This is a genomic window from Asticcacaulis sp., from assembly GCF_051956075.1.
In the GTDB taxonomy this organism is placed as follows: Bacteria; Pseudomonadota; Alphaproteobacteria; order Caulobacterales; family Caulobacteraceae; genus Asticcacaulis.
In genome coordinates, this window is sequence record NZ_JBQCGA010000033.1 from 25,478 (window position 1) to 39,539 (window position 14,062).

Sequence of the window (14,062 nt, forward strand, 5' to 3'; positions counted from 1 at the left end):
CGCCGTAGCCCGGGTGCGATGAGCGTTTTTCTGCCCACGGGGCCGTGGTCTTTTCCCCCATGGGACTGCCGCCCCGCCTTCCCCAAACCGCCGGTCGCCGATCCACGCGCCGGCGGTTTTTTCATAATCTCATTCCAAATTATCAAACTCCCAGCGTCGCCGCATTTGTTAGATATGCCGGACATCAAACCGCGCCATAAGCGGACGCATTCCAGGGCCAGCAGGAACCGAACATGGACGAACACACTCCCAAAGCCGCCAACGACCGCGAAGCCTTAAGCCGGGGTTTTGCGCAACGACTGGGGGCGCGCGACTGGCTGCGTCTGGGCGAGGTGGAGAAGGCCTATCTGTCGCAGATTCTGGAAGATTACGACCCGGAAGAATTGCCGGGCCTTGAGGCGGCGGATATGGAGGCGGTGATCGCCGACGCCTGGAGCTATGGCGAGCGGCGCGAAGGCGGCCGCACGAACCGGCGCATTCAGACCCTGTCCGGCTATGATGTTGTCGAGATCGTGCAGGCGGATTCGCCGTTTATCGTCGAGACCGTCATGGGCGAGCTGATCGATCAGGGCGCCTCGATCCGCTCGATGTTCCACCCGCTGGTCACGGTGCGCCGCGACGCGCAGGGGCTGCGCGTCTCAGACGAAGGCGAGGCGGTGAAGGAATCCATGATGCTGGTCTTTATCGACCGGCAGCCGTCTGAGCGCCACCAAACCATCCTGCAAGGTCTTGACGACAGCCTGAACGATCTGAAGCTGGCCGTGCATGACTTTTCGCGCATGCAGGCGCTGATGGCGCAGGAGATCGCCGCGCTGGAGGCGCTGAAGGCCAATCCGGCGCTCCATATGGACCCGCAGGTAATTGAGGAGAACCTCGCCTTTCTGCGCTGGATCGACGCCAACCATTTCGTCTTTCTCGGCGCCAGGGGCTACGCCTATCCGCGCAACGCCGACGGCTCCTACGCCCGGCAGGAGCCGTTGAGCCAGTTACAGGAAGGCTACGGCGTGCTGCGCGATGCGTCGCGTCAGGTGCTGCGCCGCACCTCCGAACCGGCGGTGCTGAGCGACCAGCTCCTTAACCAGCTTGAAAATTCCGAACCGGTGACGGTCGCCAAGGCCAATCTGAAATCGCGCGTCCATCGCCGCGTCTATATGGACTATGTCGGCGTCAAGCGGTACGGCGCCGACGGTCGGCCATCGGGCGAACTGCGCTTTGTCGGCCTGTTCACCTCCGAAGCCTATGACCGCCCCGCGTTTGAAGTGCCGCTGGCGCGGCGCAAATGCCGTCATGTGCTGCATGAGGCGGCGGCGCTGGGCTTGCAGGGCGGGTATAATGAGAACCGCCTGAAGAATATTCTGGAGACCTATCCGCGCGACGAACTGTTCCAGATGAGCGAGGCCGACCTGCTGCGCATCGCGCGCGGCGTCTTGCACCTGGCCGACCGTCCGCGCGTCAAGCTGTTCGCGCGCAACGATCCGTTCGACCGCTTCGTCTCGGTGCTGCTCTATATTCCGCGCGAGGTCTGGCAGGCCCAGATGCAGAAACAGGCGGGCGAGATTCTGGCCAGCGCCTATGGCGGGCGCGTCTCGGCCAGCTATCCCTATATCAGCGAATCCCTGCTGTCCTGCGTCCATTACATTATTGGCTTTACGCCGGGCGAACATCTCGATCCGGCCATCGCCGACATCGAAGCGCAGATCGAGGACATGACGCGCTCGTGGCCGCAGAAGGTGCAGGCCCATGCTCTGAACGCGAAAGCCGAAGCCGGGATCGACTGGCTGGACTGGGCGCGCGCCTTCCCGGCCAGCTATCCGGCGCGCTATGATGTCGATGAGGCCCTGCTCGACATCGCGCAACTGGCGGCCTTGAGCGAGGCCGAGCCTCTGGCCGTGCGCGCCTATCGCCGCGAAGGCGACGCCGATAACGTCTTCCGCTATAAGCTCTACACCCGCGCTGAGCGCGCCATCGCCCTGTCCGACATCCTGCCCGTGCTCGACAATATGGGCGTGAAGACGCTGGAGGAGTACGGCCATGCGGTGCGCGCGCCGGAACGGGGCGCCTATTGGGTGCATGAATTCATTCTGCGCGCGCCAAAAGCGCATATCCTCGGTTTCGACGCCTTCCGCGAGGTCTTCGAGGCGACCCTGATGGCGCTGCGCCACGGCCTGATTGAGGATGACGGCTTCAACGCCCTGGCCCTGGCCGGGATTGGCTGGCGCGAGGTCGCCCTGTTGCGCGCCCTGGCCCGTTATCGCGTCCAGTCCGGCCTCGACCCCAGCCCCGATATCCAGCAGGCGGCTCTGCGCGACAATCCCGATGTGACGCGCGCCCTGCTGGAGCTGTTCCGCGTCAAGTTCGACCCGATGCGCGACCAGGACCGCGAGGAGCGCATCGACTGGGCGCGCGCAGGCGTGGACGACCTGTTGCAGGCCGTGGCCAGCCTCGACCATGACCGCGTGCTGCGCCGTCTCGCCGCCGTGATCAGCGCGGTGCGGCGCACCAACTTCTATCAGACCGACGAAAACGGCCAGCCCAAGCCCTATATCTCGATCAAGATCGCCAGCCGTGAACTGGCCGACCTGCCCGAACCCAAGCCCTATCGCGAAATCTTCGTCTGGGCGCCGCATGTCGAGGGCGTGCATCTGCGCTTCGGTCCGGTGGCGCGCGGCGGCCTGCGCTGGTCCGACCGGCGCGAGGATTTCCGCACCGAGGTGCTGGGGTTGGTCAAGGCGCAGCAGGTCAAGAACGCCGTCATCGTGCCGGTCGGCTCCAAGGGCGGCTTCTATCCGAAGAAACTGCCGCGCGACGGCGGGCCGGACGCGGTGCGCGAGGCGGCGATCCGCGCCTACAAGACCTTTCTGCGCGGCCTCTTGGACCTGACCGACACGATCGACGCATCCGGCAAGGTGGTTCCGCCTGCGCAGGTCGTGCGCCACGAAGACGACGATCCTTATCTGGTCGTCGCCGCCGATAAGGGGACGGCGACCTTCTCCGATATCGCCAACGGCGTCTCCGCCGAGTACGGTTTCTGGCTTGGCGACGCCTTTGCGTCGGGCGGCAGCGTCGGCTATGACCACAAGGCGATGGGCATCACCGCGCGCGGCGCCTGGGAGGCGGTCAAGCGTCACTTCCGCGAAATCGGCCCAAACCTCAGCAAGGACATTCAGACGGAAACCTTCACCGTGGCGGGGGTCGGCGATATGTCGGGCGACGTGTTCGGCAACGGCATGTTGCTGTCCGAACAGACGAAGCTGGTCGCCGCCTTCGACCACCGCGACATCTTTATCGACCCCGATCCCGATCCGGCGACCTCGTTCCGCGAGCGTCAGCGCATGTTCGCCCTGCCGCGCTCAAGCTGGCAGGACTACGACAAGGCCCTGATCTCAAAGGGCGGCGGGGTGTTTTCACGCAGCCAGAAGTCGATCCCGCTGTCCGCCGAAATTCGCGCCCTGCTCGATCTCGACGCCGAGGCGGTGACGCCGTTCGAGTTGATGCAGGCCATATTGAAGATGCGCGTCGAGCTGCTCTATTTCGGCGGCATCGGCGCCTATATCAAGGCGGCGTCGCAATCCCATCTCGATGTCGGCGACAAGGCCAATGACGCGGTCCGCATCAATGGCGACGAGGTGCGCGCGCTGGTGATCGGCGAAGGCGCCAATCTGGGCGTTACGCAGGCCGGACGCATCGCCTGCGCCGAGGCGGGGGTGCGGCTCAATACCGACGCCATCGACAATTCGGCGGGCGTGGACTGCTCGGACCACGAGGTCAATATCAAGATCCTGCTCGGATCGCTGATCGCGTCGGGCGAACTGGAGGCGGAGAAACGCACCGCCCTGCTGGCCTCGATGACCGACGATGTTGCGCAGCATGTGCTGCGGCATAATTACGATCAGACCCTCGCCCTGTCCTTGCAGGAGATGCGCGCAGGCGAGGATAATGAGGCGATTCAGGCCTTTATGACCGGGCTGGAGAAACGCGGACGGCTCGATCGCAAGGTTGAGGGCCTGCCGTCCAACGCCCTGATGGCGACGCGGCGCGCGCAGGGGCTGGGTCTTTACCGGCCTGAGCTGGCGGTGGCGACCGCCTACGCCAAGCTGACCCTGTTCGACGACATGATCGCCTCGACCGCGCCCGACGACCCGGCCTTCGGCGACGTGCTGACCAACTATTTCCCGGCAGCCCTGCATGGCTACGGGCGCGCGATCCGCGAACACCGGCTGCACCGCGAGATCATCGCCACCGTGCTGGCCAACGAGATCGTCAATATGACGGGGGCCAGTTTCGCCAGCCGCCTGATGCGCGGCGCGGGCGTCGATGCGGGCGGGCTGACCCTGGCCTTCGAGGCGACGCGCCGCCTGTTCGGCGTCAAGGCCCTGTGGGCGCAGATTGACGCGCTCGACAACCGCGTTCCGGCCTCGGAGCAATTGTCGCTGTATGCGCGCCTCGCCCGCTTCGTGCGCCATCAGACCTGGTGGATGGCGCGGCGCTTTGCGGGCGGCGCGCTGACGCTCGACGCCATGATCGCGCCCTATGCCGAAGGGCTGCAAAGCCTGCTGACAGAGGAGGGCGACATTGCGGCGCGTCTGACCCAGCTTGAGGGTCTGCACCATGCGCCGGACATTATCGACCTGGCGCAGATGCGCGGCAAGCCGCTCGACAAGACGCGCGCGCTTTATGAGCTGACCGGCGCGCATTTCGGCTTTGACTCGTTGCGCGAAGGCGCGGGCGGGCTGTCCTCCGCCGATCCGTGGGACCGGCTGGCGACGCGCCGTCTGATCGAAGACGTGCTGGCCGAGCAGAAGACGGTGGTGAAGACCATGATGGCGCGCATGAGCCTGAACGATCAGCCGCAGGATATTATCGCGGCCTGGGAGGCGGACAATGCCGACCTGATCGAACCCTTGCGCGCCATGATGGCCGATATGCAGACAGGAGGCTGGAGCTTCGCCAAGCTCAGCATCGTCAATGCGCGCCTGCGCGAATGGGCCGGACGCCTTTGACAGCGTCCGGCCCACCGCCGCCAGGTTTAGCCTCCAACCTGAGCGGCGCGGCGCGCGCGGGGGGATGAGCGCGCCGATGGCGGCTAAGATCAGGCGGCGGAATACTGCTCGAACGCCATGATGGCGTCGGCGGCGTACATCAGCGAGGGGCCGCCGCCCATATAGATGGCCATGCCCAGGCATTCCTCGACCTCGGCCCGGCTGGCGCCCAGCCGGACCAGCGCCTCGACGTGAAAACCGATGCAGCCGTCGCAGCGCGTGGCGATGCCGATGGCCAGGGCGATCAGCTCCTTGGTCTTCTTGTCCAGCGCGCCGTCCTTGCCCGCCGCCTGCGCCATGGCGGAAAAGCCCGCCATGACGTCGGGAATATCCTTGCGCAGGGTTTTGATATTGGCCGAGATGCGCCGGGTGACGTCAGGATAGGATTTGCTCATGACGCGCCTATTTGAAGCTGACGCCCGGCTTGACGCCGAGCTTTTTGAAAATCATCGCCGCCGGGCAGAAGCCGGTGAAGGCCGCCTGAAACATATTGGCCCCGGCGAACGCCGTCAGCCAGTACCACAGCGGGTTGACGAAGTGGCCGAGCGCCAGGCTCAGCAGGACGACGAAGCCGGCGAAGGCCAGCACAGCCTTATCGAGGGTCATGATTATTCACCTTTCAGCTTGTGGGCGCCCATCATGTTCAGCGCCATTTTTTCAAAGAAGAGTTCGCTCTTGCCCGCCTTGACCTTGCCGATGAAGTAGCCTTCGAAGGCCTCCTTGGCGAGGTGGACCCATTTGCCGGAGCCGGACCAGTTGATGTTGCGCGGCGGGATCTGCGGCTGGGCGAAGAAGGCGACGCCGCCGTCGCCGAAATCGGCCAGGCAGATGGCGTTCCAGGTCGCTTCGTGCGTCGGGGCTTTACTGGCCAGTTCCTCTTTCAGGTTCTGCGCCACTGCGGTGACCATGGATTCGATCATGAAGCCGGTCTTAGGCACCCCGACCGGCACGGCGGTCTTGTAGGCGGGGGCGATGGCGACGCAGACGCCGAGGCTGTAGATATTGGTGAAGCTTGGATTGCGCTGATGCTTGTCGATCAGGATAAAGCCGCGCGGATTGGTCAGGCCCTCTATGCCGCGCACCGCCGGAACGCCGCGGAAGGCGGGCAGCATCATGGAAAAGCCGAAGGGCAGTTCGTGATCGGCCTTGTGCGCGCCGTCATCGCTCAGTTCCTCGACGAACATCTTGCCCGCCTCGACGCGGCTGACCTTGGCGTTCGTGATCCATTTGATATGGCGGTTGCGCATCTCGCTTTCGAGCAGGCCCTTGGTGTCGCCGACGCCGTCGAGGCCGAGATGGCCGACATAGGGTTCGGAGGTCACGAAGGTCATCGGCACGCGGTCGCGCACCTTCCTCTTTCTGAGTTCGGTATCGACGATCATGGCGAATTCGTAGGCCGGCCCGAAGCAGGAGGCGCCCTGCACAGCGCCGATCACCACCGGCTGCGGGTTGGCGGCCAGGGCGTCGAACACCTTGCTGGCGGCTTCGGCGTGATCGACCTGACAGACCGATTGCGTGAAGCCGGTGTGCGGGCCAAGGCCCTCGATCTCGTCAAAGGCCAGCTCCGGGCCGGTGGCGATGACCAGATAGTCGTAAGCCAGCTCGGCCCCGCCGGTCAGATGCACGATATTGCGGGCCGGATCGAGGCGCGTCGCGCCTTCGGCGTGCAGTGCGATCCCCTTCTTTTTGAAGACGGGGCGCAGATCGACCTCGATGGCCTCGCGCTTGCGCCAGCCGACGGCCACCCACGGATTGGACGGCACGAACTGGTAGGTGTGGCCCTTATTGACCACGATGATCTCGGCCCTGTCGCCGAGCGCTTCCTTGATTTCGTAGGCGGCGATGGAGCCGCCAAGGCCCGCGCCCAGGATGACGATGCGCGGCTTTTGCTGTGTGGCCATAGTTTCCTCCCTAAAGTTACTGGCCTAAAAGTTACTGGCCTAAAAAATTTCCGGCCTGAAATTTTCCCGGCTGGAAATTTCCGAAAAAAACCCGGTTGACCGAGGATGACGGCGACAGTATATTAGAAATGATGAATATGCAAATATTCTTTTATACAACCGGCCACACCATTCTGAATCAAGGCGCGTCTTCGGAAAATGATCCGGAACAAGGCGGCGTCGCAAGGAGCAAGCCATGTTCGGACTTTTCGGACCCAAACCTATCAATATGACCCCTGCGGAGGTGAAGGCCGGGCTTGATTCCGGTGAGCTGATCCTGGTCGATGTGCGCGAGCCGGATGAGCATCGCGCCGAGCGCATCAAGGGCGCGGTGAGCATGCCCCTGTCGCGCTTCGACCCGAAATCCCTGCCCGATGCGAAGGGCAAAACCCTTGTCCTGCATTGCGCTGGCGGCGTGCGCTCGGCGCGCGCCTTAGGCCTGTGCAAGCAGCATAATGTCAATGTCGAACGCCATCTGGCGGGCGGCCTCTCCGCCTGGAAGGCCCACGGCCTGCCGACCCAGCGCTAGAATATAAGAGATCCCGTCATGATCACCCGCCCCCTCCTCGCCACGGTTTTGATGTTAAGCGCCGGACTCTCGGCTTGCGGCGAAAAGCCGCACGCGCCGGCGCCTGTCGCTTCCAGCCAGCCGACGCTTGCTGTCGCCTCCGCCCAGGTCGATGACCTCAAGCCGGTGGCCGCCACCGTGACCAGCTACAAGATGGCGCAGGCCACGGCGCGGCTGGCGGGCGTGCTGACCACGCTCAGCGTCAAGGAGGGCGATGAGGTCAAGGCCGGACAGCGCATTGGCTTCGTGCAGGATTCGCGCATCGCGCCGCAGACCTCGGCCTATGCGGCGGCGGCGGCGGCGGCGGACGCTCAGGCCGTGCAGGCGCAGGCGCAATATAATCGCGTCAAGACGCTTTACGATAAGGGTATTTACGCCAAGGCCGCGCTTGATCAGGCCGAAGCCGCCTGGAAGGCCGCCGAGGCCAATACCAGGGCCGCGCGCGCCCAGACGGCGGCCAACGCCGCCTATGGCGATCAGGGCGCCATCTATGCGCCCGATTCCGGCAAGGTGCTGACCGTCGATGCGCCTAAGGGGGCTGTCGTCATGATGGGTCAGTCCATCGCCACCATCACGTCCGGCGCCCCTGTGGTGCGCATCGAACTGCCCGAAGGTCAGAGCCAGGCGCTACAGGTCGGACAGAGCGTGCGTCTCGAAGCCGATGGCCGCGAAGCCACTGGTTCGATCACGCGCATCTATCCGTCGGTCACGCAAGGTCAGGTCGAGGCCGATGTCACGCCCGCCGGGTTTGAATCCCTGCCGGTCGGCGCCAAGGTGACGGCCTTCGTGTCGCTGGGCAAGCGTCAGGCGATCCTGCTGCCGCGCAGCTATGTGACCACACGCTACGGCCTCGACTATGTGAAACTGGCGCAAAAGGAGGGCGGCGTCATGGAAACCACGGTCGAGACCGCGCCTTATGACGCGCAGCATGTGGAAATTCTCGGCGGCCTGAACCCCGGCGACCGCGTCGTCTCTTATGGAGCCCGCTAATGGAACCGGCATCGAAGACAGGCAGATTAGGCCTGTCAGGGCGTCTGACCAAGGCCACCCTGAACTCTCCCCTGACGCCTCTGTTCCTGCTGGTGGCGATCCTGCTCGGCCTTTTGGCCGTCATGTCGATCCCGCGCGAGGAGGAGCCGCAGATCAGCGTGCCGATGATCGACATTTCGGTGTCCGATCCGGGCGTGCGCGCCGCCGACGGCGTCGAACTGGTCGCCAAGCCGCTGGAAGCTATCGTCAAGAGCGTGTCCGGCGTCGATCACGTCTATAGTTTTGTCGATGACGACCATGTGCTGGTGACGGCGCGCTTCAAGGTCGGCACCGATCCCGACAACGCCGCCATCCGCATCCATGAGAAGATCTCGGCCAATATGGACCGGCTGCCTGCGGGCGTGGCCGAACCGCTGATTCAGGAGCGCGGCATCAATGACGTGCCCGCCCTGGTGCTGACCCTGTTCCCGAAACCGGGCGCGGGCGACCGCGTCACCGATCAGGCGCTTTACGATCTGGCGGTCAAGCTGCGCTCAGAGGTCGCCAAGGTCGATGAGGTCGGTCTGACCTTCATTGTCGGCGGCCGCCCGGAAGAGATCCGCATCGAACCCGATCCGGCGCTGATGCGCGCCCACGGCGTCTCGCTTGAGGCCCTGACCGGCGCGATCAAGGCCGCCAACACCGCCATGCCGCTCGGCGCTGTGCGCGCTGACAACCAATCGCTGCTGGTCGGGGCGGGTAAGACCCTGCAAACCGCGCAGGATGTCGGACGCATCACCGTGCCGTCGATTTCCGGCCAGCCCGTTCTGGTGCAGGATGTCGCAAACGTGGTCGAAGCGCCGCGTCAGGACCAGAGCCAGGTCTTCCGCTATACTGAACTGAAGGGCGGTCAGTGGTCGCAGGCCCCCGCCGTCTCTCTGGCCATCGCCAAGCGTCAGGGCGCCAACGCCGTCGTCGTCACCAAGGCGATTCTGGCCCGCGTCGAGGCGCTGAAAGGCCCGCTGATTCCGGCCAGCGTCAATGTCGCCGTCACGCGCGACTATGGCGAGAGCGCCAATGAAAAGGCCAATGAGCTGTTGTTCCATCTGGCGCTGGCGACCGTCTCCATCGTCATCCTGATCGGCTTCGCTATCGGCTGGCGCGAAGCGGGCGTCACGGCGGTGGTCATCCCGACCACCATTCTTCTGACCCTGTTCGCCTCCAACCTGATGGGCTACACGATCAACCGCGTCAGCCTGTTCGCGCTGATCTTCTCGATCGGGATTCTGGTCGATGACGCCATTGTCATGATCGAGAACATCTCGCGTCACTGGGCCATGTCCGATGTCGGAACCGAACACGGGCGCACACGCGTGCAGGCCACGATCGACGCCGTGGCCGAGGTCGGCAATCCGACCGTGATCGCCACCCTCACCGTGGTCGCCGCGCTTCTGCCCATGCTGTTCGTGTCCGGCCTGATGGGGCCGTACATGGCGCCGATCCCGGTCAACGCCTCGGCGGCGATGATCTTCTCCTTCTTCGTCGCCGTCATTCTGGCGCCGTGGCTGATGATCCGCTTTGCGCGCAAGGCCCTGCCGGGGCGGCATGATGACGTTGTCACCTCGCACCATGACAGCGAAGGCTTTATCGGCAAGTTGTATCGCCGCGTCGCCGAAAAGGTGATCAAGGATAAAAAGACCGCCTGGCGTTTTCTGATCGGAGTCGGGGTCGCGACCTTGGCCGCATGCGCCATGTTCGCCACCAAGACGGTGACGGTGAAGCTGCTGCCCTTCGACAACAAGTCGGAATTGCAGGTCATCGCCGACCTGCCGGAGGGGACGACGCTGGAAACCACCCAGCGCGTCTTAGGTCAGGCCGCACGCATCGCCACCCAGCTCAAGGAGGTCGAGGCGATCGATTCCTATGCCGGAACCGCCGCGCCGTTCAATTTCAATGGTCTGGTGCGGCACTACTATTTCCGCATGAACCCCGAACAGGGCGACCTGAACGTGCAGCTACTGCCCAAGGGCAAGCGTTCGCGCGCCAGCCACGCCATCGCCATCGACCTGCGCAATCGTCTCAAGGCGATTCCGCTGCCCGCGGGCGGCGTGCTGAAGGTGGTCGAAGCCCCGCCGGGACCGCCGGTCATGGCGACCCTGCTGGCCGAAGTCTATGGCCCCGATCTGGCCACACGACGCGCTGTCGCCGAAAAGGTCAAGGGCATCTTCAAGTCGATCCCCTATATTGTCGATGTCGATGATTCCTATGGCGTGCCGCAACCGCGCGTCGATATCAATGCCGACCGCACCAAGCTGGAGGCGCTCAATGTCTCCGACGGTCAGGTCTATGCCGCCGCCAACACGCTGATGAACGGTCAGGTGCTCGGCTATTCCAACCGCGGCCAGGGGAGAGAGCCGTTGCAGATCGCTCTGCGCCTGCCGCAGTCGCAACGCACCCTGACTTCAGGCCTTCTGTCCATGCCGGTAGCGACCTCGCAGACCGCGCAAGGCGCGCGCCTTGTTTCGCTGGATGAAGTGGCGGATGTGACCCATGATCAGTCTTCGACCCACCTCTATCGCCGCGACGGCCGTAATGTCGATATGATCATGGCCGAACTGGCGGGTAAGTACGAAGCGCCGATCTATGGCATCTTCGACGTCGACGATAAGATCAAGGCCGCGAACTGGGGCGCCATCGGAACCCCCGACATCCGCATGCACGGTCAGCCTGAGAATGAGCAACATGCGACGGTTTTGTGGGACGGCGAATGGGAGATCACCTGGGTGACCTTCCGCGACATGGGCGCCGCCTTCGGCGTGGCCCTGCTGGGCATTTACGCCCTTGTCGTGGCGCAGTTCAAATCGTTTAAGCTGCCCCTGGTCATCCTGACGCCGGTGCCTCTGACCCTGATCGGCATTGTCATCGGCCACATCCTGTTCCACGCCCCGTTCACGGCGACCTCGATGATCGGCTTTATCGCCCTGGCCGGGATCATCGTGCGCAACTCGATCCTGCTGGTCGATTTCATCCGGCATCACAAATTGCCGGACGGCAGCTATGACCGGCCGCTGAAAGAGGTGCTACTCGACGCCGGAGCCACGCGCTTCAAGCCGATCCTCCTGACCGCCGTGGCGGCCATGATCGGGGCGGCGGTGATTCTGACCGATCCGATCTTTCAGGGTCTGGCCATTTCGCTGCTGTTCGGGCTGCTGTCCTCGACCCTCCTGACCGTGCTGGTCATTCCGGCCATCTATGTCGCGCTGAAATCGGACGATGAGCGGTTAAAATCATGATCTCGAAACCCAAGGGCCGCGACGCCGAGGTTGACTCTGGCGCCGGGACTGGCAAAGTCCCGGACCTTGTCCACCTTCTGCATGAGTGTTCGCATTTGTCCGCCGCGCCCGCCACAATCTCGGAACTGGAAGAGAGCGCCCATTCCGCCGCCCGCCTGTTGAAGCTTCTGGCCAGCGAACAGCGCCTGTTGATCCTGTGCAAGCTGATCGATCAGGAATGCAGCGTCGGCGAGCTGTCCGAGCATATCCATCTGACCCAGTCGGCGACCTCGCAGCACTTGGCCAAGATGCGCGCCGAAGGGCTGGTCGATACGCGCCGCGACGCCCAGACCATCTATTACAGCCTGAAAGACCCCGCAGCGATCCGCATCATCAAGACCCTGTCGGAAATCTACTGCTGAACGGGTTTCAGGCGATAATGCCCGACCTGCCATGCGCGACCCTTATCGTGGCCGAACAGGCCCGCCGTGGCGAGAAAGAACAGCCGCCAGCGCCGCCGCCACAGTTCGGCGTCCGCGCCATAGACCTTGCGCAGAATCGGGCGGATAGCATCCATGCGGCTGTCGTAGTTTTTCAGCCAGTCGAGCGCGGTGAGCCGATACTGCGTCCCTGACCAGCGCCATTCGTCCTCGACCGCAAACAGGTCGGGGAAGCGGTGCGGCAGGTCCTGCGCAGGCATGACGCCGCCGGTGAAGAAATATTGCGCGATCCAGTCGTTCCGGTCGGTGTGATCGAAGCGGTAGGAGCCCATCGTGCTGACGAAAACGTGCAGGAAAAGGCGCCCGTCGGCCTTCAGCCAGCCGCGCGCGCGCTCCAGCAGGGCGCGCCAGTTCGACATATGCTCGAACATCTCGACCGAGACGATGCGGTCGAAACGCTGATCGGTGGTGAAATCGTTCATGTCGGCGGTGACGACGCTGAGATTGTCGAGCCCGCGCTTTTGCGCTTCCGACAGGATGAAGGCGCGCTGCGGCGCGGAGTTGGACACGCTGATGATGCGGCTGTTCGGATAATGCGCCGCCATCCACAGCGACAAAGACCCCCAGCCGCAGCCCAGCTCCAGCACGCTCTGGCCGTCACGCAGGTCCGCATGGGCGCAGGTTTCGCTCAAGGCGTGCGCCTCGGCCTCGGCCAGAGTCGCATCCTTGTGCGGATAGAGGCAGCACGAATATTTGCGGTGCGGCCCCAATATATGTGCGAAAAACTCCGGCGGCAGCTCGTAATGCTGGCGGTTGGCGGCGTCGGCGTGGGCGGCGATCGGGTAGTCGCGCATGGCGCTGACAAAGGCCGCCTCATCCGTCCCGGCCTTTTGCAGCGCCTTACGCGTCTGGCCGGTGAGGAGGTCGATTGCGCCCAAAGTTATGGCGTTGGGCAGGGGGGTGCGCTCGGCGGCGCTGACCAGAAGGCTCATGACGGTCTCCGTAACGGCAGGAAGGGGGGAACGCGGTTTTGGTAGGCGCGGAAGGCGTCGCCGCGCGTCGCCAGCATGTGCGCCTCCAGCGGCGGCACGCCGGAGGCGCGCGTCAAAAGCAGGTACATCATGACGGGCGCGATCAGGGCGCTCAGCGCCATCCAGGACATATCGAAGGCGATGATGGCGACGCCGCACCAGACCAGCCATTCGCACAGATAGTTGGGGTGGCGCGACCACGCCCACAGGCCCTGATCGCACACCCCGCCCTTATGGGTTTTGGCGAAGCGGCGCAGTTGCGCGTCGGCCAGATGCTCGCCCGCAATGGCCAGCAGAGTCACACATGCGCCGATCAGGTCGCTGACAGCCGGAAACGGCGCCGGGTTGAGCGCGGCCGAGCGCACCGAGACGGCCAGGGCGATAATCACGGCGGCCTGAATTTGCAGGAAGCCGAAGAGATAAAGCGGAAATTTATCGCCCCACTGACGCGCCAGCTCGGCGTAGCGCGGATCTTCGCCGCCGCCGTGGGTGCGTCCGGCGATATGCCCGGCCAGACGCAGCGACCAGATCAGGATCAACCCGGCCAGCAGCCAGCGGCGCGGCGTCATGGCGTCCAGCGGCCAGACCGCCGCCATAAGCCCGCACAGGCCGACGCCCAGCGACCAGATGGTGTCCACCCAGCCGCTCATGCCGGTCAGGCGCTGCGCCAGCCAGGCGCCGCTCATGATCAGGACGGCGACAAGCGCCAGAGTAAGAAGGAAGGCGACGGTCATGGGTCTTTTTCCACCAGCAACTGCAAAAGGTACGCCGGGCGCCGCCGTCTGGTTCAGCGGGCGGCGATA

The 14,062-nt window shown here is 64.2% G+C and carries 10 protein-coding genes; 5 read left to right on the forward strand and 5 right to left on the reverse strand.

What is annotated here, in order from left to right:
• Positions 1-233: 233 nt before the first annotated feature.
• Positions 234-5,000 (forward strand): NAD-glutamate dehydrogenase, encoded by a 4,767-nt coding sequence (locus tag ACTHLA_RS09000; RefSeq protein WP_440187608.1) that lies wholly within the window; start codon positions 234-236, stop codon positions 4,998-5,000.
• An 89-nt stretch (positions 5,001-5,089) separates the two neighbouring features.
• Here ACTHLA_RS09000 and ACTHLA_RS09005 read toward each other — a convergent pair whose 3' ends face one another.
• The 3 genes from ACTHLA_RS09005 to ACTHLA_RS09015 are packed head-to-tail and all read right to left on the reverse strand — an operon-like array spanning position 5,090 to position 6,940.
• Positions 5,090-5,434: a carboxymuconolactone decarboxylase family protein gene (locus ACTHLA_RS09005; RefSeq protein ID WP_440187611.1), complete on the reverse strand. Its 345-nt coding sequence runs from the start codon at positions 5,432-5,434 to the stop codon at positions 5,090-5,092.
• A gap of 7 nt (positions 5,435-5,441) precedes the next feature.
• Positions 5,442-5,645 (reverse strand): YgaP family membrane protein, encoded by a 204-nt coding sequence (locus ACTHLA_RS09010; RefSeq protein WP_440187614.1) that lies wholly within the window; start codon positions 5,643-5,645, stop codon positions 5,442-5,444.
• Between the two features lie 2 nt (positions 5,646-5,647).
• Positions 5,648-6,940: an NAD(P)/FAD-dependent oxidoreductase gene (locus tag ACTHLA_RS09015; protein WP_440187616.1), complete on the reverse strand. Its 1,293-nt coding sequence runs from the start codon at positions 6,938-6,940 to the stop codon at positions 5,648-5,650.
• A 235-nt stretch (positions 6,941-7,175) separates the two neighbouring features.
• Here ACTHLA_RS09015 and ACTHLA_RS09020 point away from each other — a divergent pair, with 235 nt between their 5' ends.
• From ACTHLA_RS09020 to ACTHLA_RS09035, 4 genes are read left to right on the forward strand one after another with little or no spacing between them, the layout of a single operon-like run.
• Positions 7,176-7,508, forward strand: coding sequence for a rhodanese-like domain-containing protein (locus ACTHLA_RS09020; RefSeq protein ID WP_440187619.1), 333 nt, complete (start codon positions 7,176-7,178; stop codon positions 7,506-7,508).
• An 18-nt stretch (positions 7,509-7,526) separates the two neighbouring features.
• Positions 7,527-8,537 (forward strand): efflux RND transporter periplasmic adaptor subunit, encoded by a 1,011-nt coding sequence (locus ACTHLA_RS09025; protein ID WP_440187622.1) that lies wholly within the window; start codon positions 7,527-7,529, stop codon positions 8,535-8,537.
• Positions 8,537-11,809 (forward strand): efflux RND transporter permease subunit, encoded by a 3,273-nt coding sequence (locus ACTHLA_RS09030; RefSeq protein WP_440187625.1) that lies wholly within the window; start codon positions 8,537-8,539, stop codon positions 11,807-11,809. Before ACTHLA_RS09025 ends, ACTHLA_RS09030 begins: the two co-directional genes overlap by 1 nt.
• Positions 11,806-12,210: an ArsR/SmtB family transcription factor gene (locus ACTHLA_RS09035; RefSeq protein WP_440187628.1), complete on the forward strand. Its 405-nt coding sequence runs from the start codon at positions 11,806-11,808 to the stop codon at positions 12,208-12,210. Before ACTHLA_RS09030 ends, ACTHLA_RS09035 begins: the two co-directional genes overlap by 4 nt.
• On the opposite strand, the gene ACTHLA_RS09040 is transcribed toward ACTHLA_RS09035, so the two are convergent.
• Positions 12,201-13,220 carry an SAM-dependent methyltransferase gene (locus tag ACTHLA_RS09040; protein WP_440187631.1) on the reverse strand — a complete coding sequence of 340 codons (1,020 nt, stop codon included), beginning with the start codon at positions 13,218-13,220 and terminating at the stop codon, positions 12,201-12,203. The two genes, ACTHLA_RS09035 and ACTHLA_RS09040, sit on opposite strands and share 10 nt — an antisense overlap.
• Positions 13,217-13,993 carry a DUF1295 domain-containing protein gene (locus ACTHLA_RS09045; protein ID WP_440187634.1) on the reverse strand — a complete coding sequence of 259 codons (777 nt, stop codon included), beginning with the start codon at positions 13,991-13,993 and terminating at the stop codon, positions 13,217-13,219. Before ACTHLA_RS09045 ends, ACTHLA_RS09040 begins: the two co-directional genes overlap by 4 nt.
• Positions 13,994-14,062: the final 69 nt, after the last annotated feature.